Annotated in this window: 13 protein-coding genes and 3 tRNA genes; 10 read left to right on the plus strand and 6 right to left on the minus strand. The window is 49.7% G+C overall.

Annotation, left to right across the window (positions count from 1 at the left end):
* Positions 1-191: 191 nt before the first annotated feature.
* Positions 192-587, minus strand: a complete 396-nt coding sequence (locus ABEB26_RS07240; protein WP_345721300.1) for a hypothetical protein — start codon at positions 585-587, stop codon at positions 192-194.
* Positions 588-722: 135 nt separating this feature from the next.
* Between ABEB26_RS07240 and ABEB26_RS07245 the strand changes: the two genes are divergently transcribed.
* On the plus strand, positions 723-2135 hold the full coding sequence (locus ABEB26_RS07245) for a hypothetical protein (RefSeq protein ID WP_345721301.1): 1413 nt from the start codon (positions 723-725) through the stop codon (positions 2133-2135).
* A 40-nt stretch (positions 2136-2175) separates the two neighbouring features.
* Here ABEB26_RS07245 and ABEB26_RS07250 read toward each other — a convergent pair.
* The 4 genes from ABEB26_RS07250 to ABEB26_RS07265 form a co-directional block, all read right to left on the minus strand.
* Positions 2176-2251, minus strand: a tRNA-Phe gene (locus ABEB26_RS07250).
* A gap of 2 nt (positions 2252-2253) precedes the next feature.
* Positions 2254-2329, minus strand: a tRNA-Val gene (locus ABEB26_RS07255).
* A 20-nt stretch (positions 2330-2349) separates the two neighbouring features.
* Positions 2350-2436 (minus strand) — tRNA-Leu (locus ABEB26_RS07260).
* A gap of 273 nt (positions 2437-2709) precedes the next feature.
* On the minus strand, positions 2710-4326 hold the full coding sequence (locus ABEB26_RS07265; protein WP_345721302.1) for a right-handed parallel beta-helix repeat-containing protein: 1617 nt from the start codon (positions 4324-4326) through the stop codon (positions 2710-2712).
* Positions 4327-4593: 267 nt separating this feature from the next.
* Between ABEB26_RS07265 and ABEB26_RS07270 the strand changes: the two genes are divergently transcribed.
* The 8 genes from ABEB26_RS07270 to ABEB26_RS07305 all read left to right on the plus strand — a co-directional run bounded on the left by ABEB26_RS07270 (position 4594) and on the right by ABEB26_RS07305 (position 15073).
* On the plus strand, positions 4594-7749 hold the full coding sequence (locus ABEB26_RS07270; RefSeq protein ID WP_345721303.1) for an ExeM/NucH family extracellular endonuclease: 3156 nt from the start codon (positions 4594-4596) through the stop codon (positions 7747-7749).
* A 210-nt stretch (positions 7750-7959) separates the two neighbouring features.
* Entirely contained in the window at positions 7960-9051 is a 1092-nt protein-coding gene (locus tag ABEB26_RS07275) for a PQQ-dependent sugar dehydrogenase (protein ID WP_345721304.1), read from the plus strand.
* Between the two features lie 23 nt (positions 9052-9074).
* On the plus strand, positions 9075-9557 hold the full coding sequence (locus tag ABEB26_RS07280) for a hypothetical protein (RefSeq protein WP_345721305.1): 483 nt from the start codon (positions 9075-9077) through the stop codon (positions 9555-9557).
* Between the two features lie 19 nt (positions 9558-9576).
* Positions 9577-10056 carry a hypothetical protein gene (locus ABEB26_RS07285; protein ID WP_345721306.1) on the plus strand — a complete coding sequence of 160 codons (480 nt, stop codon included), beginning with the start codon at positions 9577-9579 and terminating at the stop codon, positions 10054-10056.
* A gap of 17 nt (positions 10057-10073) precedes the next feature.
* Complete coding sequence (locus tag ABEB26_RS07290; protein WP_345721307.1) at positions 10074-10565, plus strand: hypothetical protein; 492 nt, start codon at positions 10074-10076, stop codon at positions 10563-10565.
* A gap of 160 nt (positions 10566-10725) precedes the next feature.
* Positions 10726-13032, plus strand: coding sequence for a hypothetical protein (locus ABEB26_RS07295; protein ID WP_345721308.1), 2307 nt, complete (start codon positions 10726-10728; stop codon positions 13030-13032).
* Positions 13029-13982 (plus strand): ABC transporter ATP-binding protein, encoded by a 954-nt coding sequence (locus ABEB26_RS07300; RefSeq protein ID WP_345721309.1) that lies wholly within the window; start codon positions 13029-13031, stop codon positions 13980-13982. Before ABEB26_RS07295 ends, ABEB26_RS07300 begins: the two co-directional genes overlap by 4 nt.
* Positions 13979-15073: an ABC transporter permease gene (locus ABEB26_RS07305; protein WP_345721310.1), complete on the plus strand. Its 1095-nt coding sequence runs from the start codon at positions 13979-13981 to the stop codon at positions 15071-15073. Before ABEB26_RS07300 ends, ABEB26_RS07305 begins: the two co-directional genes overlap by 4 nt.
* 56 nt (positions 15074-15129) lie before the next feature.
* Here ABEB26_RS07305 and ABEB26_RS07310 read toward each other — a convergent pair whose 3' ends face one another.
* Positions 15130-17496 (minus strand): glycoside hydrolase family 31 protein, encoded by a 2367-nt coding sequence (locus ABEB26_RS07310; RefSeq protein WP_345721311.1) that lies wholly within the window; start codon positions 17494-17496, stop codon positions 15130-15132.
* 665 nt (positions 17497-18161) lie between these two features.
* Between ABEB26_RS07310 and ABEB26_RS07315 the strand changes: the two genes are divergently transcribed.
* A complete protein-coding gene (locus ABEB26_RS07315; protein ID WP_345721312.1) occupies positions 18162-19688 on the plus strand; it encodes an extracellular solute-binding protein in 1527 nt (508 codons plus the stop codon).
* Positions 19689-19734 lie beyond the last annotated feature (46 nt).

The following is a 19734-nucleotide window of genomic DNA, read 5'->3' on the forward strand; positions in this document are numbered from 1 at the left end:
ATGGTTATTGAGAATGATTATAAATCGAGAATCATTTTCTGTCAATAAAATCGGAAAAAACCGCGTTTATTCTAGTATAGTCTAATTTTGAGCCAAAAAGAGGCTGTTTTAGGTGAATTTTCGAGGCAGGCCAATTAAGCCAAGGCCTTTTTTGACCTAAGCTCGAAGGAAATGACAAAATGAGCAGTTGATTAAGCGGCCAATAATTCTTGATGCAGGCGTTGGAGTTGGGCTAAAGTCCGTTGAGTGCGGGGGTGTTGTTCGCCAAAACGCGCCAAATCGCCTTGCAAACGAACTTCGACGGTTTGGAGATTGCGACGGCGATTGAGCCAGCGTTGGTAATGGGCGGTGGCTTGGCGATACACAGCTTGAGCTTGGGCCAAAATCGCGTTGCCATACATCGCGCCCAGCAAGCACCACAAATGTTTATCGCTGGCCAAGGGGCGAGCATTGGCTGGATTGGTACGCCAGGCCTTGAGCAAACGAGTATTGGCATTAACCGCACTGCGAATTTGCTCGGCCTCGTTTGATGAATAGCGTTCAGCAAACCATTGTAATACGGCTTCGATTCCGGTTATTGGATGCATCGCAGACCTCCTAGCCAATGTTGGTTTGAGCATAGCAGTAAGTTGTGACAACAACTGTCACAAACTTTTGTCACAATCTCCATTCAGGGGTATAGTTGCGCTCAAACGAAGGTCACTGTTGAAAGGATTATGCTCATGGTTTGGTTGCGGGTCGCCCTAGTTGGGCTGTTGGTAGCGATCGGGCTAGGGAGCCTACCCCAAGCTCAAGCTGCTAATCAAGGCTCTACAGAACATATTTTTGGTGAAGGTGAGGGTGATCCAGCAGGCGCATTTCAGGTATTACGGCTGCATCCGATCCCAACCGCAATGAATTTTGGCGATGCAGTGCGTGGGGTCGCCAGTGGCGATAGTTGGTTAGTTGGGGTTGGCCAAAAAACCTTGTTTTCGCTCGATGCTGGCAATCATTGGCAGCAACTCGACCCACAAACATTGTTTCCTGCGGCGGCAGGTGGCTTGTGTTGCCAACAAGCCTTTGCCTATGATTATGGCCGTGATCTGTTTATTTGGTTGTTGAACTACGCTCCTGATGCCCAACGTGGGCTTATGCGAATTGCCTACACCGATAGTGCTGGTTTGGCCGAACAGGAATGGGAATGGTATGACGTGACAGCCGCCCAAGGCTTTACATGGGTTGAGCCACAACTTGAACTCAGTGCCAACCAAATTTGGCTGGCTATGGATCGTCAGGCAATTGGCGGGGCCATCGATAGTACATGGGTCAGCCAAATTCAAACTGATACCCTTGAAGATGATTTACCCTTTATTCGGAGCTATTCTTCAACGAGTGAACAGGCTTGGCACTTGGTGCGGGGTGCTAAAGATATGATGTATTTTGCGACCCACATCAATCAAACCAGCCTGCGGGTTTATGCATGGGATGAGAACCAGCCAATTCCAAGCAGTAGCGATGTAACGGTTGCTGAATGGACAGCTGGTGCACGCATTTGTCCAACGCCTGATCAGCACAATTGGTGTAGTGATGATGACGGGCGGATTCGGGCAGGTTGGGTCGCCAAGGGCACTGTTGGTTTTATGTGGAATGCAGTTTCCAGCAACACGATTACCTTTCCCTATATTGATGCTGTGCGAATGTATGAACGTGATCTGAGCTTATTGCCATTCAGTTTAGCACGGCCATTTATTTTCAATGCCCAAAATGGCTTTTCGTTGCCGAGCGTGGCGGTTAATGGGCGTGATGATGTAGCGGTAAGCTTTTATCACAGCAGTACCAAACAATATCCGACGCTTTCGAGCAGCATTTTTGATGATTTTACTGCGCCACCACCAGGCTGGGCCTATTACAATGTGCAAGGAAGCAGCACCGCACCAAGTCAACAGCACTGGGTTGGTCAACTCGACACCCAAGTATTCAGCCCAACTAACCTTGGCTGGAGCGTTACTGGTGCGCGTTTGAACGGCTGCGACGAGGCACGTTGTTTACAACCATTCATTGCGATTTTCAGTCGCGAGCGTGATCGGCCAGCGATTGAGCGATGGCTTAGCCCAGTGCGCCATCAACTCTTCACCCCATTTGTTCAAATGAATTAGACAACAAAAAACCACTGGTTTTTCAACCAGTGGTTTGATTTGGTGCCACCTTCCGGGCTCGAACCGGAGACCCTGCAATTTTCAGTCGCATGCTCTACCAACTGAGCTAAAGTGGCAATGGTGGGTGATGAGGGACTCGAACCCCCGACCTACTCGGTGTAAACGAGACGCTCTACCAACTGAGCTAATCACCCATCTGATTGAATAACGATTTTGGTGCCCAGAGTGGGACTTGAACCCACACGAGATTGCTCCCACTACCCCCTCAAAGTAGCGCGTCTGCCAATTCCGCCACCTGGGCAGGTGGTTTACAACATTTGGTTTGTGTTGCATTTCGTTATTCAATTGTTTAGTGCCGTGGTATTATAATCAGCTTTGGCATTCTTGTCAAATTTCACATTCCTGCGCAAAACTACCATCTTTTTATCCCAGCCCGAGCCTTAGTTTATACCACTAAATTGAAGGGTTCCATCCACCGTTCGGCTGATTCTCATGGGCAAAACCAACGTTCGAGAATGCACCAAAATAAAAACAGCCCCAGTTATAAAACTGAGGCTGTTGCAAAATCGATCTTTTAGGGAGCGCAGCTTGGTTTGGCGTTCAACCATGGGCTGAAGGTCAAATTAACCCCAACCGCATCGCCTGTACCAGCGCCATTTTGCTCAGGATGATATGGGCCTGAAGCATCACCCCACCAGTTGTTACGGGCATCAAAACCAACATCGCCAGTCAGGCCATAGTTTTTGTGGCTTTGGAAGCTATTGCCGCTGATCAAAATCCGTGAATCATCTAAGGTTGGGTCGGTTGATTTGATTTGCAAGCCATAGGCTCCGCCGCTAAAGCTATTACACTGAAACACCGCATTCAACGATTGGTTGAATTGAGCGCGAACATTCGTACCACTGCTCCCACGGAAACTATTCTTCTCAAGAATAATTTCCACATCATCGGCAGTTGTACTGAGACTCACACCAGTTGCGCCGTCGGTGGCTGTGTTGTTAATCACATTGCTGAATAGACGTAGGCTCTTGCCGCCACGCACTTCGGCGCTGATTGGAGCATAGCCAACCACACGGCTGCGTTGCATATCGAAGTTGCCACCGCTGATATACATACGGCCTTTATTCTCTTCAAAGACGCTATCTTGGATGATTGTATTGCCCCCAAGGGCCGAAATCAGCACACCTTCGGAGCCACCGCCGCGCACATCAACCCAATTCAAATTAGCCTGACCGCCATTATTAACCACGATTGATTTCCAGAAACTGTTGCCGCTCTTGCGCAAACGAGCGCCAGTCGCCGTCAACGTTCCATCAACCACCAACGATGTATTAGCATCGAGCAATACTTCCACGCCATCATCAATCGTCAAACTTGCGCCTTTGGCGATGATCGTATCGCGGCGAATTTTGACTGGGCTTTGAGCCAATGTCCAACGAGTATTACCCCGAATCAGATCGTAAGGCAATGGTGTAGGCGTTGGCGTATTGGTTGGGGTAGCAGTTGGCCCCTCGGTTGGGGTAGCGGTTGGGGTTTCAAACGGCTCCTCGGTTGCATCGGGAGTTGCTTCAAAGGGATCTTCGGTTGGCTTGGGATTTTCTTCCTCTTCGGTTGGGAAGGGCAATTCATCGGTTGCTACCGGAATATTGGTTGGCGCTGGAGTTGCACTATTTGAGCTTGGCGTGGGATAGCCGCCCGAGCTTTGGGTTGGCGCAGTTGTGCCCCGATTGCCAGTGCTGCTGGTTGGAAATGGCGGAATCGTCGTGCCACCAACTGGCAAGGTTGGAAACGGATCAACTGTCGAAGTCGGCCCTTGACCAATCGGCGGGGGATAGGCACCCTCGTTGGTTGGCGTTGCCCGACCAGGCGCTGGCGGCCCTACTACACCAGCCACATCGGTGGGAGTTGGGCGCGTATTGGCAACTTCGGTGCTGGTTGCCAAGGTTGGCGTAATTGAGCCATCAGCTGGAGCCAAGGTTGCCTGAGCCAAACTGGTTGGGCTAGCCGCACCTGAAGGCGATTCAATCGTCGATTGCGAATTGAGACCAAAAATTGCAGCTAAAACAAAGAACGTACCAGCCAATAAAATTGTCTGGTATTGACGAATTTTTTGCATCGCACGACTTGAACGTAGGGCGCTGAGCAACCTTGCTCGTTGAGTTGGTGGGCCACTAGGTGGCAAGTTTTGCATCTCCATAGTGCGGCATGGTAGCACAGCCTGAGCCATCGTGCAATGAAGATTCGCTGAGAAATATGGGGGTACTTTTGGCCTAAGTTGCCCGTTGATTATGTCTATGGTACACTCAGACCCTACAAGATTTAACCATCAGTTAAAGCAGCATTGACATGCGGTTTATCTTCTTTATGCAGCATGACATTTCAGAACTGAAGGTTCCCGCGTTGGTTAGCCGTCACAGTTGTTCTGGACGGCGTTTCTACATGAATCGTGGAGGATTCTGTGCAATTTAAGGGTTTACGACTCCTAACAGCGTTAACGATGCTGTTCACGTTGATTGGTACTTCGTTGTCCGCGACATACACCACTCCAACCAGTGCTGTATCAACCTCCCTTGTCATTAGTCAATTCCAAACCGCTGGTGGTACTGCTGATGATGAATTTATCGAAATTCATAATATCAGCGCCAATCCAGTTGATTTGAATGGGCATCGCGTCGTTTATCGTGCTGCTGCTGGGGTAAATGATGTTTCAATTGCCAGTTGGACAACCTCAGTTGTGATTCCTGCTGGTGGTTTTTATCTCTTAGGCCGTGCCACCTCATATGATGGCACAGTTACCGCCGATACGACCTTTGGTAGCGGTATTTCTGGCACGGGTGGCGGCTTCGCGATCCGTAACGGCGCTTTAAATACAGGCACAATCATCGATTCAGTTGGCTTTGGTGGTGCTACGAATGAGTTTGTTGAAGGCACAGTTGTGGCTGCGCCTAGCGCCAATAATAGTGCTCAACGCAATAATTCAAGTTGTACTGATACTGATAACAATACTGCTGATTTCAGTTTGTTAACTCCCTCAGACCCACGCAACAGCGCCAGCACCGCAGTAACTTGTGGACCTCCTCCACCAGATGTTACACCAACCGTTGCCAGCACTGTGCCAGCCAATGCTGCTAACAATGTGGCTTTGAATGCAAACATCACGCTTACCTTTAGCGAACCAGTCACCACGACTGATACCTGGTACACCATCAGCTGTACCAGCGGCACTCGCACGGCTAGCGTTACTGGCGGCCCAACCAGCTATGTGCTTGATCCTAGCAGCGATTTCGCGATGAATGATGCTTGTACCGTGACGGTTATTGCTAGCCAAGTGACCGATCAAGACGATACTCCTGATCAAATGGCTCAAGACTACAGCTTTAGTTTTAATGCTGCCGGCCTTACCTGTTCAGGTGGCACGGTTACCCCAATCGGCCAAGTTCAAGGTACTGGCGAAACCAGTCCTTCGAATGGTTCGGTTGTAACCGTCCAAGGAACGGTGGTAGCCGATTTTGAAGGCGCTCAACCAGCTTTGCGTGGTTTCTACTTGCAAGATGCTGGCGATAGCAACACTGCAACCTCTGATGGTATTTTCGTATTCAACGGCGGCGCTGATCAAGTTAGCCTTGGTCAAGTCGTGCGCGTAACCGGCACGGCTGGCGAAAATCAAGGCCAAACTCAATTGAGTGGAACTTTGACGGTTGAACTTTGTGGCACAACCAACACGGTTACCCCAACCCAAGTTAGCTTGCCATTTGCCTCAACCACTGATGCTGAGCGTTATGAAGGTATGCTTGTGCAGTTCAACCAAAAATTGGTTGTCTCAGAGCACTACTTGCTGGCTCGCTTCGGCCAAGTCACCTTGTCGCTCAACGAGCGCTTGATGCAACCAACCAATGTCGTTTCACCAGGTGCGCCAGCTTTGGCGTTGCAAGCTCAAAACAACTTGCACAAAATCATCCTTGATGATCCATTCAACAACCAGAATGCTGATCCAATTCTGTTTGGTCGTGGTGGCACTGGCTTGAGCGCTGCCAACACCTTACGGGCTGGCGATAGCATTACCAACTTGCAAGGTGTAATGACCTACACATGGGGTGGTAATAGCGCTAGCCCCAACAATTATCGCGTGCGCGTAACCCAATCGCCTAATTTCGTAGCCGAAAACCAACGCCCAACCTCGCTTGAGCTTGATGGCTCATTACGGGTTGCGGGGATCAATGTGTTGAACTATTTCAACACCTTTGGCAATGGCAATTGTACTGGCGGGGTTGGTGGCTCAGCTACCGATTGCCGTGGTGCTGAAAATAGCGCTGAATTCTTACGTCAAGCTGATAAAACCGTTGCCGCGATTATCATGACCCAAGCCGATATCATTGGCTTGATGGAAATTGAGAACGACGGCTTCGGCAACAACAGTGCAGTCCAAGATTTGGTCAATCGCTTGAATGCAGCGACCGCACCAGGTACTTATGCATTAATCGATGTTGATGCTCGCACAGGCCAAACAAATATCCTTGGTACTGATGCAATCAAAGTCGATATGATCTACAAACCTGGTAAAGTAAGTTTGGCTGGTACAACCGCTGTGCTCAACACGGGCGCATTCGGCAGTTTCACCACTGGTAGCGGCACAACTGGCCGTAATCGCCCAGCTTTGACCCAATCGTTTACCGAAACCAGCAGCGGCGAAACCTTCACCGTGGTGGTCAATCACTTGAAGTCGAAGGGTAGCGCTTGTACCGATAACGTCAGCCCAGTGCCAAGCGACCCCGATTTGGGCGATGGTCAAGGCAACTGTAACCTGACTCGCAAAACTGCTGCCCAAGAATTAGTGGCTTGGTTGAATACCGACCCAACCAATGTTGATGATAGCGACTATTTGATCATTGGCGACTTAAACTCATACGCCATGGAAGATCCAATCACCGCTATTCGCAACGCTGGCTATGTCAATATTCCCAAAACCTTGCTTGGCGACGAAGCTTACTCATACATTTTCGATGGCCAAACTGGCTCGCTTGACCATGCCTTGGCTAGCACATCGTTGTTCAGCCAAGTTGCTGATGTGCAAGAATTGCACATCAACGCCGACGAACCAATCGCCTTGGATTACAACACCAACTTCAAGAGCCCTGGTCAGGTCGTCAGCTTATACAACAACGATGCCTATCGTGCTTCCGACCACGATCCAATTGTGGTTGGCTTCGATTTGGGCGCAGAGCCAACCGCCAACTTCAATACCTCAGCTAAAACCGTCAGCAGCACCAGCGTCGAACAAGGCGAGGTCTTCACCTACACCTTGACGATTCGCAACACGGGCACGGCTGAAGGCAGCTTTAGCTTGAGCGACGTAATCAACAGCAATCTTGAAATTGTTGGCGTAACTGGTGGCTTGACGGTCAACAGCCAAACCGCGAGCGTCAATAGCAGCCTTGCGCCAAATACCAGCAAAACCTACACCATTGCTGTGCGCAGCGTGGGCAATTTCGTTGGTAGCGTTGGTAACACCGCTGTACTCAACAGCAACATTAACTTGACTGCCGATAGCGTAACAGTTAATGCAACTTCAACTCCAAGCTTTACCGTTTACATGCCATTAGTGACCAAAAACTAATTCGGCTCAACTTCAAGCGCCCAGCACCAATTACTGGTGTTGGGCGCTTTTTGGTTAATCAGCCTAAAGCCACTATTCACCAATTTGAATGCTCAAAACCAATTAATGCTCCAGCATTACCTAACGATCAATAGGCCAAATTGGTGCTTGCATGGGCGCATCGCAGGTTGTAATCTAGCAGCACCACAGCGAATCAATTTGGAGAGAGAGATGCTTGCTTTTTGGCATACCTATCAACGGGTCAAACATGGAAGTTGGAGCTTGGTTTTGGGCTTGGCTTTGGTAGCTTGCTCAATTCCAGGCAATTACTCCTCGGATAATCCACCAACCAGCCCACCAGCCGAACTCCAAATCGAAGCAGGATTCACAATTGCCCCCATCATTACTAGCCTCGATCAGCCAACTGGACTAGCGTTTGATCCCCAAGGGCATTTGTATATTGCCCAACGCTCAGGCAACGTACTGATCAGCGACGGAACCAACCCACCCCGTGAGTATGCGACTGGCTTCAACAAGCCGTTGAGTTTGCATTGGTTCGAGCAGGCGTTGTATGTGGTCGAGCAAGGCCAAATTCAGCGCTTGAGCGATGGCAATGGCGATGGCATAGTCGATCAGCAAACGGTTTTATTAAGCGATCTGCCTGATCAAATTGAGGCGGCCACGCTGGTTTCCGATGCTCAGGGTTGGCTCTATCTCGGCGTGGGTACACGTGCCGATCATACGGCAACCGCCGGAATTCAAGAGGGCTATATTCGGCGTTTTCGCGCCGATGGCAGCGAATCGAGCGTGTATGCAACTGGTTTGCGCATGCCATTTGGTTTAGCCTTCGATCCACAGCAACAGCTTTATGCCACCGACAACGGGCGCGAAGGCCTTGGCGACGATCTCCCGCCCGATGAAGTTAATCGGATTACGGCTGGAGCCGATTATGGTTGGCCGCGTTGTTGGGGCCAGCGCCAGCCTGACGCTGATGGCGGCGGCGATGCCGCCAACTGCGCAAGCACCAACGAGCCAGTTGCGCTTTTGCCCGCCCATAGCGGCGTAACCGGAATTGTGTTCTATCAGGGCACAGCATTTCCGGCCAATTATCACGGCGATGCCTTCATTGGCTTATCAGGTTCATGGTATAGCCAAGAACTACGTGGCCATAGCATCGTGCGCATGGATGCCGAAACTCAACAGATTGAGCCATTCGCCAGTGGTTTTGGCCGCCCTGTTGGTTTAGTGATTGACCCGCAAGGCCAATTGTTGGTTGCTGATTATGACCGTGGCACAATCGTGATGATCGCTGCCCAACCTTAACATACCAAGAAAGTAGCTATCATATGCCAAATGTTATTAGCATTGCCTGTGGTGTAACTCCATGGGCTTTCAGAATTTCAACAACAACCGCCTGGTTATGGAGCAGCCTGCTCGTAGCGGCGACGATTTGGGCTAAAGCAATGGGATTAATGTTCTATGATTGGTTCGCTGATCGCTCGGCATGGCTCGATGGCATCCGTTTAACTATCGGCAACCTGCTTGTTATTTGGTTAAGCTATGTCGTTTTTCGCTCACCTGACACGATCTATACCAGTTTCATCGGCTGCATGATGCTGGATTATCTCACCATGAGCTGGATTATCAAGCAACGGTCGGTCAAAGCAATTAATCGTGATCCAGTCGGTCAGCTTCAAGTTGTTGATCATAAGCCAACGATGTATGAATCGCCAATCAAAATTGCTGTAATGATTAATTTGTTTGCGATTGCGGCGGCAATTCTTGGTAGTTTACTCTTTTTCTTCGTCAGTGTATTTGTGTTGAGCTAAATGAGCGCAAGGAGCAGTTATGCAGCAGATTGTAATTGCTTGTGGCTACAATCCATTTGGCTATGTCATTGTATTCTTCATCGTATTCATTCCCTTTGCAATGACTTTAGGGATTAAATGGTTTTTCTTAGCCAAAACTCCTCGGTCACCTCGTCGTTCATTATTTCTCGATAGTTTTGGATTAACATTCATCGCCGGAATAGTCATTGGCTTAGTTCTATTCTCTTTCTCTGTTTTACCCAGTTCTATGCTTATGATAGAAATTGGATTTTTCTATTCTTATCAAATTTTTATTTGGGCCATCGTTTGTATTATCGATACATTATTAATCAAACGCTGGTCACTCAAACCCAAAGCTCAAGCAATCAGCCTAAGTGATGATCAGCAATTACAGGTTGAAGTGCTACCAAGCAAATATCAAGCTGCGTGGGTCGTAGCGCTTCAATCGAATACATTAATTGCGATCATAGTCGCTTTGTTTTTCCAAATGATCGATTAGCGAGCAGCGAGGCAGCTATGCAGCAGATAATAATTGCTTGTGGCATCAATCCCATCGGCGCACTGATTGAACTAATCTTTTGGATTATCGGGTTTATCATGGCAATTTGGTTTGTGGTGGTGTTTAAAGCTTGGGCCTTCCCACGCAGTCAATGGGTCAATCGACGAGCACCAATGCTTAAAAGTTTTATGATGTTGATGACTGGGGCAACGGTGGTAATTCTGGTTATGACGGGAATACATTTTCTTGCGCCTGCACTATTGAGCTATCGTTGGGGATCTGTACGCCAATATCATGTGATTCTACTACTGGCGCTTTGTGTTCACGATGCGTTGGTGATGAACTATTGGCTCGATCAAAGCTACGCCCAGACGATAAGCCCTGATCCAAACCAACAAATGCAGGTTGATCCCGCTCGCAGCCATTGGTATCAACCGTGGGTCATTGCCTTTAGTACCAACCTATTGATCTTTCTCTGTTTGCTGCCAGTGTTTCGCTTAACCAATTGAGTATCCAGCGTATTGCTTGCGAATTAACCAACCATGCCTCGCCCAAGTAAACTGATATCTTGCTGATATTGCTGAGAGTTACTTGAAAAAGGGAACACAATTGGCCTGCTATCCGTTATGATAGCAACAGCCGAATCGATTTTAGTGTGTGGAGCATGGTATGCGCTGGATACGCTGGTGTTGGCTGCTGTTGCTGATAGCCCTACCGATCAGTGCAGCATCGAGCCAAGAACAATCAAATGGGCTTGTTTGGCAGGTTGAGCCAGTTTTTGGCACGGTTTATCGCGCTGGTGAGTGGATGGCGTTGCGCGTCAAGGTCAGCAATACTGGTGTAGATCGCATGGTCGAAATTCATATTGGCAACTACAATGTTGAGCTTGATGTGCCAGGTGGTTCGCAAAAAGAAACCTTGGTCTATGGCCAGTTTGATCAGGCCTTTCGGGTGCCGATGGCCATGTATTTAAATGGCGAGAAGCGCGAAACCGCTACGCTACAATTACGCTCAACTGACCGCCCAATGGTCGCAACCTTGCTGGAGCAACCATTGCCGCAATTAACCAAAGTCGTGTTAGTTGCCACTGATAGCCAGCAGTTGCCTGATGTGCAGATTGGCCTCGATATGCTGAGTGGGATTGTGCTCAATCAGCGTTCATGGGGCGAACTAACGCCTGAGCAACAGCAAGCGATCAAGCAATGGGTCAACAACGGCGGAGTGTTGGTCGCCGAGCCAAATCTGCTCGAAGATTTACCAGCCGAACTCCAACCAGCTCAAGTTGCTGGCCAGCAAACGATTGACACCACAACCCTAAGTCAAGTGTTTGGTCAGCCATTTAATGTGCAAAGTTTGAATGTTGCCTTACTTCAACCCAATCAGCAGGCAGCGACCAGCCTCAAACAAGCGCAAACGCCGCTGTTAGTTAAGCGCTCGGTTGGCCGTGGCTTCGTGATTGCCAGTGCCTTTAATCTTGATCAAGCCGAATTTACGGCGTGGCGTGGCTATGAAAATCTGCTAGCCTCGCTCTTTCCACAACAACTAGATCTAGGCTGGATGGGTGCTGGCAGCAGCGAAAGTATGTTGCGTGATAGTGCAGCGCCTGCATTGCTGAACAATTTGCCAGCGCTCGATTTGCCTCCACTGCAAACGCTGTTAATTCTCTTGGGAATTTATATTGTTTTGGCCGGGCCAGTGACCTACCTTGTGCTACGGCGGCTTGATCGCATGGCCTTGGCATGGCTGACAATTCCGACATTAACGTTGATTTTTGCTGTGTTAGCCTATGGAATTGGCTCGAAACAACGAGGCACGGATATTTTGGTTCACGATGTGGCCTTGATTTACCCTGATGATCAAGCTAATGCCACGGTCTTGGGCTATGCGGGTATTTTCTCGCCAGTCCGTGAAGACTATCAAGTTACAATCAAGCATGGAGCCTATCCTCGCCCATTATTGGTCAACCCCAATATGGGTAATAATGGTGGAATTAACGCCACCCGAGCGCTCTACAGCCATCAGCCAGGCGATATTCGTAACTTAACAATTAATCAATGGTCAATGGAAATGTTTGCCTACGAACGCGATATCAGCGATGCGCCGCATGTGCAAATCGAAATCAGCATGCAAGGTAAAAAAATTATCGGTAAGGTGAAAAATACCAGTACCTACAGCTTAAATGATGCGGCGTTTATTATGTTAGGCAATGCTCAAAAGTTTGGGACAATCGAGCCTGGCGCTGAAAAATCGATCGAATTGCAAATTAACAACAATCCCTCAATGTCGGGGGCAAGCTATTTGTTGTTTCAAAAAGAGCTTGATGCAGGCTATCAAACTGAATTTGGCCCGCCACGTGAGCTGTTGGCCAAAACCCAAGCACTCGATATTGCCCTGCCCAACAGCTATGGCAGCGTTGATCGGAATGCAGTATTTGTGGCGTTCGTCGATTTCAATCAAGCCGTGATCGATTTGCCAGAAAAACGCTTTGCCGCAACCCAACGCAGTCTGCTGATTCAATATCCTCAACTGCGCTATAGCCAAAATACGGTCGAACTAACCAATAATTGGTTTGGCTATACCTTAGAAGATGACCCAGGGATGGGGATGGGTTCAATCTGTACAACCAGTGCCCGTGGGGCTGGTATCAGCATCTCGCAAAAAACCGGCATCATTCAACTCAGCCTGCCCACAACATTTAGTTCAATCGAGGCCCAATCGCTACGGCTCTTGCCAACAATCGATGGTGGGATGGTCACGCCCAATAAATTAACTTACGAACTGTATAACTGGGCAACCAGCCAATGGGATGCCGTTGAATTCAAAAATGGGGCGATTGATCTGACGACCAGCCCCAGCACCTATTTGCAACAAGGCAACCTACGCACCCGCTACACCCTTGATCCAGCAGTCGATACCACGGCGGGGTTGTGGGGTTGCTTCTCGGTTGGGCCAGTGCTTTCGGGAGTAGTCAAATGAGCGAATTAGCCCTCCAAACTGTTGATTTATTGCGGCGTTATGGCAAATACACTGCGGTCAACAAGCTGAATTTGAATATCACACCTGGCAGCATTTTTGGGTTTCTCGGACCCAATGGTGCAGGCAAAACCACAACCTTGCGGATGTTAGCAGGCTTGCTTGAGCCAAGCAGTGGTCAAGTATTTCTGCATGGCCAACTAATTCAAAAAACCAGTACGGCGGCAGCAATCGTCGGCTATATGCCCGACTTCTTCGGGGTTTACGATGATCTGCGGGTCTGGGAATATCTTGATTTCTATGCTCGTTGCCATGGCATTGAGCCAGCTAAGCGCAAAAGTACGGTCGATGGCTTGCTCGATTTGGTTGATCTCGGCGAAAAGCGCAATGCCTTTGTGCAACACCTGAGCCGTGGTATGCAACAACGTTTATGTTTGGCTCATGCCTTGGTGCACGACCCCAAAATTTTGTTGCTCGACGAACCAGCCAGTGGCCTTGACCCCCAAGCGCGGGTTGAGTTGCGCGAATTGTTGCGCACCCTGCGCGATATGGGCAAAACGATTATTCTTAGCTCGCATATTTTGAATGAGCTTGAAGATATTTGCACCGATTTTGGGATTATGGCGCGTGGCCAATTATTGGCTCAAGGCTCGCTCGAAACCTTACGTCAACGCAGCCGTCCGGCCCTGCAAATTAAAGTGCTCGATGATCTCGATCGGGCGATGCGCTTGATTGCTGCTCAAGCGGGAGTTTTGCGGGTGCTCGAACCAGCCGAAGCCACGCCCAAGCTGATCGAGGTCGAATTTGATGGTGATGAGCAGCAAGCGTCACAATTATTGCTCAATCTAGCGCGGGCCGAGCTACCAGTTGCCGATTTTCATCGTGAGGACGATTCGCTGGAACGGCTGTTTTTGCAGCTTGTCAATGACCATGGTATGGAGGAACGAGTATGAGCAATCGTGCAGTGAGCCGTCGTTGGAGCTTGCAACCCAACCCAATCGTGGTCAAAGAGCTTCGTTCGCGCATGCGTGGTGGTCGAGCGTTTATCCTGCTCACGGGCTTTTTGCTCGGTTTAGGCTTGGTTGGCTATGGCTTGTTTCTGCGGGCTACCAGTGGCCAACAAACCGGCATGCCGATCTTCAGCGCCCAAATTGGCCAAACCTTGTTTGCAGGTTTAGCCTTTATGCTGCTGTTTTTAGTAATTTTAATTGCCCCAGCAGTGACCGTTGGAGCCATCAGTAGCGAGCGCGAACGCCTAACCTATGAAATGTTGATCGCCACAAATTTGCCTTCACACCGCTTGCTGTGGGGCAAATTGATCTCAGCACTTTCGTATATTGCTCTCTTGTTGCTGGCGGCAATTCCACTAGGCAGTATTGTCTTTTTATTTGGTGGGATTACGCTGCGCCATGTGTTGCAGGCGGCAGCAATTATTGTGTTAAGCGCGATCACTAGCGCCATGCTTGGCATTTGGGCTTCGGCCATGACTGGTAAAACTGGACGAGCAGCGGTGGTAAGTTATGTGATTATTGGATTGGTGCTAGGTGGATTTTTATCTGGAGCCGAGATCTGGACTAATCGGACTAGCGATCCTGTACCAACAGGCCTCTTAGCTCCCAATCCAATCAGCGCCTTGGCCTCAAGCATTGGCACCTTGTCGGGGCCAAGCAACGGCGGAATTATTACCACCATGCGAGCATTCGAGGCAGTGCCAATGGCGGCTGGCGGTGGTGGTTGGTGGCCTGGGATGAATTCGTTTACTGGTGGCTTGAATTTCCCAGGCTGGCAAACATTTTCGATTGGGATTTACCCAGTAACCGATCAATTTGGCCCTGATGGCATGCCAATTATTGCCGAGCCACGTTCGATCTGGCGCACAACCTTAATTATTTTGATTATGGCATGTTTGGTGTTTTTCTGGATGGCGCTGCATGCAGTCAAGCCACGTCGCCGCTGGTGGCCAACTTGGGGCGATTTGGCGATGCTCTCGGTAAGCTCGTTGAGCCTGCTCAGCCTTGGCACTTGGATTGGCTGGTGGTTTTAAACGAAGTTGAGTTAACCACGGTGCAAGCTGTTTGGCAAGCACCGTGGTTTTTTTGTTTAATCAAGTTGCATTTGTAAATCCAAATGCTCATCGGTTGCAAGGCTTAGGGTTGCTACCCGCTGAGCAGGATCATAGTTTGCACCAGCAAACGTGGCCGCACTCGCGGCGCTGATACCATGAATGCGGAGTTGAATATTGCGTGGGGCAGGGGTGAAATCACCCTCGCGCCAACCACTGCGAATCGTCAAGGTTTGTTGATCATGGCTGATTTGATAATTAATCACCGCCGATTGGCCTTGTTGATAATCGAAACTCAAGCCATCGTCTTCGTACAAGCTAAACGAACCATTGCCCGGATAGCATTCCAAGCTCAGGCTCTCGGCGACTTGGCCTGTATGTTGGCTACTGGCCGAGCCAAGCGGCAAGATTGTGCCAGCCCGAACGTACAAGGGCATGCGTTCAAGCGGTGCTTGGGCTAGTAAATGGGTTGGGCCTTCGATTAACTCATTCGTCCACCAATCGTACCACTGGCCAGCTGGCAAATAGACATGGCGCTGGGTTTTGCCGGGCTGATAGATCGGAGCCGCCAAGAGGGCCGACCCAAGCATTACTTGATCATGCAATTGATAGGTAGCAGGATCGTTGGAAAATTCGTAGAGCAATGGCCGCAGAATTGGCCCACCATCCTGCGAACTTTGCCAAAAGAGTGTATACAAATAGGGCAATAATTGATAGCGCAACTGCAAATATTCGCGACAAATTGCCTCGACTTCAGCGCCAAATTGCCAAGGCTCATGCGGCGCGGTATCAGTGTGCGAGTGACCGCGACAGAAGGGCATCAAAATGCCAAATTGCATCCAGCGGGCAAATAATTCAGGGCTGGCGTTATCGAAAAAGCCACCGATATCGGTGCCAACAAATGGCACGCCCGAAAGCCCCATATTGACCAATTGTGAAATTGCCAGTTCCAAATGCTCCCAGCGCGAGGCATTATCGCCCATCCAGCAAGCACTCCAACGTTGAATTCCAGCATAGCCCGAGCGAGTCAGCACAAATGGGCGTTGGTTTGTAACCTCGAGAATGCCAGCATAGGCAGCCTGAGCCATGCCCAAGCCATATAGATTATGCATTTCGGCGTGAGTCGTGCGCTCGTCGGCTGGGCCTTGAATTGCATCAAGCTCAATGGGCTGAGGCGTGCTACCACCTTGGCTAAATGGCATGGTAAAGACCGTCGGCTCGTTCATATCATTCCAAATGCCACTGATGCCAATCTCAATCAGACGGCGTTGCATGCTTGCCCACCAAGTGCGTACCTCGGGGCGGCTAAAATCAGGGAAGACTGAATCATCGGGCCAAACATAGCCATGAAAAATCTCGCCATTGGCCCGTCGAATAAAGCTGTTGTGCTCTAGCCCCGATTGATAAACCGCATACTCAGAGTCGATTTTAACTCCAGGATCGACAATATTGACCAAGCGAATCTGTTGCTCAGCTAAATCCTGCACCATTGCCGCCGGATTAGCGAAGCACTGCGGATTCCACGTAAAATCGCGATAGCCATCCATATGGTCAATATCAAGGTGAATCACATCGCAGGGGAGTTGGCGTTGGCGAAATGCTTGGGCAATTTGGCAAATTTGTTCAGCCGAGTTGTAGCCCCAACGGCTTTGATGGTAGCCTAAGGCCCAGCGGGGCGGCAACGGCGTTGTGCCAAGCAAACGGGCAAAGCCTTGCAAAACTTTGGCAGGAGTTGGCCCAAAACAGAGGTAATAATCAAGCTCGCCGCCATCGACCGTCATACTCCAAGCCGCAGGATCTTCTACCCCAAGATCAAAACGGCTATGCCAAGTATTATTCAAAAATACCCCATAAGCCAAGCCTTGGCGCAACGCCAGAAAACTAGGAATCGCAATATACAAGGGATCAGTACCAGGTCCATAGCGATGTTGATCGGTTGTCCAGTTGGTGCGGGTTAGGCCACGTTGGTTAAGTTGGCCTGAGCGTTCGCCAAAACCATAGAAATATTCTTGGGGGTGCAATTGCTTACGGCAAGTGATTGAGCTATGCTGCGCCGACCAGCTGAATCCTTCGGCATCGCCGCAAAACGGCTGATCGTCACTGGTATAAAAGCTAATCTGGCCAGAGTTACGTTCAATTTTCAGCGTCAGCTCGGCGGTGCGCAGCACCAAACCATGCTCGGTTTCACTGAGCGTCGTATCAACCGGAGTAAAAGCGTGCTCGGGCGTAACCACCGCCCACGAACGGCGCTTGGCAAAACGACCATCAGGAGCCAAACGCACCCGGATAATCGTCTCGGTCAGCATACTGATGGCAACTTTTGCACCACCATAATCGAGCAGCAAGTTTTGTGCACCGTGATCATACGATTGCAACACATTTAACGATTGCGCAAGAATGGGCATATCACCGTGCTCCTCACAGGCAGGTTGTCTTTAATTCGAATAGTTTTGTTGCACCTCAAGCTTTGCCAGAAGCACTATTCGATGGAAATGCTAACGGGGTTGTTGGATCAATTCTATCCCGCAGGCGCTCAGGAAGATTATGGCTTGGCTGTGAGTATAGCCAGTTGCTTGAGGGTTAGCGTTCAAATAGCGTTCAAAGATAGAACAAAAAGCGTAGAGTTTTTGATCCACGAAGCGCACGAAGCACACGAAGCACACGAATGTTGATTTTAAGGTTCGAACACATTGGCTGGCAATTCAGGCAGTTAATGAGCCTCAGCTTCGTGTCCTTCGTGGATCAAAAAACTTCCTCTCCCCTAATCCCTGACCCCTGAACCCTCGGAAAACATTAATATTGACAACTCTTTCAGCGATGTGCTATGCTTGAAACGGTTCAATAAAGCGATTGCTTATACTTGGTTTTGGGCTAGATTTTGGTGAATTTGCGCTAAAAAGCAGCCAATAGCATTGTAAAGCCAGCCTAATCAATCAATTATTGAATATTCTGATAGGGGTTATTGAATCGGTTCAAACCCAGCTCCGGTGCAGCATCAGGAATGGTTATGGCAGACACGACTTGATGCCCGTGGCTTGGAAAGCCCACTATCAGAAGGACAATGCAGTCTATGAAACTTCGATCATTTCGCGTGTTGTTTGTGCTCAACCTGCTGATCGCGTTGATCTTGACGGCTTGTGGTGAAGCAACCCCTACAACCAACCCAACCGACGCGCCTGCTGCCGCAGCAACCACCGCCGCCGAAATCGTAGCAACCGCAACTACCGCAGATAGCCAACCAACCACTGCTCCTGCTGCGAACACTGCCAGCTTACCCGCAGTGATCACCATGCCTGAGCAAATTGCTGGCGGTCGGCCAGTTGAAATCACCGTCGTTGGCATGCCACCCGAATCGCAGCCAACCACCTTGGCAACCTGGAAAGAGCAAGTCGCTCGCTTCCAACAGGTTTATCCCAATGTAACGATCATTGGCAGCGATTATGCCTATGCCCCCGATACCTTCGCTGCGTTGGTGGCTGGTAACCAAGTACCAACCCTGTTTGAAGTCTATTTGACCGATGTAACCAAAGTTGTTGAGCAAGAAATTGCCACTGATTTGACCAGCGTGTTCAGCGCTAGCAAACTCGATGGCTTGTTCAATCCCAATATTTTGGCAATCGCCTCAAAAGATGGCAAAATCTATGGGATTCCCCGCTTTGCCTATGCGATGGGCTTGGGCTATAACATCGACATGCTCAAAGCTGCTGGCTTCGATACTCCTCCAACCAGTTGGCAAGAATTGGCCACTATGGCCAAAACCTTGACCAATCGCGATACCAACGTAGCTGGTTTCTCGTTTATCACCGATGGCGGTAATGCCACTGGCTGGCAAGTAACCACCATGGCCTATACCTTCGGCGCAAAACAAGCCGATTTAGTCAAAACTAATAGCGATGGCACCTATAGCGCAGGTTTTGCAACTGGCGCTCCAGTCGATACCCTAAACTACATCAAAGAATTGCGCTGGAACTACGATGTGTTGCCACGCGAAAACCTCGACTGGGCACGCAATGGCGAAGCCTTGGCAACCGACCGCGCCGCCTTGGTGGTGATGGCGGGCGACCAATTTAATTGGATACGCACCACCTTCCCCGATGTTGATCTGAAGAAATTTGGCTTTGCGCCATTGCCAGTTGGCCCAAATGCCAAGAGCGTTTCGTTGGTTGGTGGCAATATCGCCATGGTCAATGCGACCGCCGATGACGATCAAAAAGAAGCTGCGGCCTACTTCCGCCTCTGGACCCAATTCGACCCCGCCGAAATTCAAATTGGCTACGATTTGAGCGCCAAAGATCCGCAATATGTGATCGGCGCACCAGTTTTGCCGTTGTACGTTGGCGATTATCAAACGGCGCTCGATACGCTGCAAGCCAAATATGCCAACCTACCCGTTGAAAACTACCAACTCTTCCGCGATGCTGTGACCTCAGGCAAGGTTGCTTTGGAGCTTGAGCCAGCGATTGCCGGCCAAGAATACTATGGCGCAATGGGCGCGGTTGTCAGCAGCATTCTGACTGACCAAGCCATTGATCCAGCCGCTAATGTGACCGAGGCTGCAACCGTCTTCCAACATAATGTACTTGACCAACTGAAATAATCAGCTGCCACGCCTTGCTCTCAGTCAATTGGGAGCAAGGCGTGGT

This window comes from Herpetosiphon gulosus (genome assembly GCF_039545135.1).
GTDB classification, from domain to species: domain Bacteria; phylum Chloroflexota; class Chloroflexia; order Chloroflexales; family Herpetosiphonaceae; genus Herpetosiphon; species Herpetosiphon gulosus.

What these genes read in the sequence shown, in the direction of transcription:
- ABEB26_RS07240 (WP_345721300.1), bottom strand. Translation starts at nt 587, where the DNA reads ATGCATCCAATAACCGGAATCGAAGCCGTATTACAATGGTTTGCTGAA.
- ABEB26_RS07245 (WP_345721301.1), top strand. Translation starts at nt 723, where the DNA reads ATGGTTTGGTTGCGGGTCGCCCTAGTTGGGCTGTTGGTAGCGATCGGG.
- ABEB26_RS07265 (WP_345721302.1), bottom strand. Translation starts at nt 4,326, where the DNA reads ATGCAAAACTTGCCACCTAGTGGCCCACCAACTCAACGAGCAAGGTTG.
- ABEB26_RS07275 (WP_345721304.1), top strand. Translation starts at nt 7,960, where the DNA reads ATGCTTGCTTTTTGGCATACCTATCAACGGGTCAAACATGGAAGTTGG.
- ABEB26_RS07280 (WP_345721305.1), top strand. Translation starts at nt 9,075, where the DNA reads ATGCCAAATGTTATTAGCATTGCCTGTGGTGTAACTCCATGGGCTTTC.
- ABEB26_RS07285 (WP_345721306.1), top strand. Translation starts at nt 9,577, where the DNA reads ATGCAGCAGATTGTAATTGCTTGTGGCTACAATCCATTTGGCTATGTC.
- ABEB26_RS07290 (WP_345721307.1), top strand. Translation starts at nt 10,074, where the DNA reads ATGCAGCAGATAATAATTGCTTGTGGCATCAATCCCATCGGCGCACTG.
- ABEB26_RS07295 (WP_345721308.1), top strand. Translation starts at nt 10,726, where the DNA reads ATGCGCTGGATACGCTGGTGTTGGCTGCTGTTGCTGATAGCCCTACCG.
- ABEB26_RS07300 (WP_345721309.1), top strand. Translation starts at nt 13,029, where the DNA reads ATGAGCGAATTAGCCCTCCAAACTGTTGATTTATTGCGGCGTTATGGC.
- ABEB26_RS07305 (WP_345721310.1), top strand. Translation starts at nt 13,979, where the DNA reads ATGAGCAATCGTGCAGTGAGCCGTCGTTGGAGCTTGCAACCCAACCCA.
- ABEB26_RS07310 (WP_345721311.1), bottom strand. Translation starts at nt 17,496, where the DNA reads ATGCCCATTCTTGCGCAATCGTTAAATGTGTTGCAATCGTATGATCAC.
- ABEB26_RS07315 (WP_345721312.1), top strand. Translation starts at nt 18,162, where the DNA reads ATGAAACTTCGATCATTTCGCGTGTTGTTTGTGCTCAACCTGCTGATC.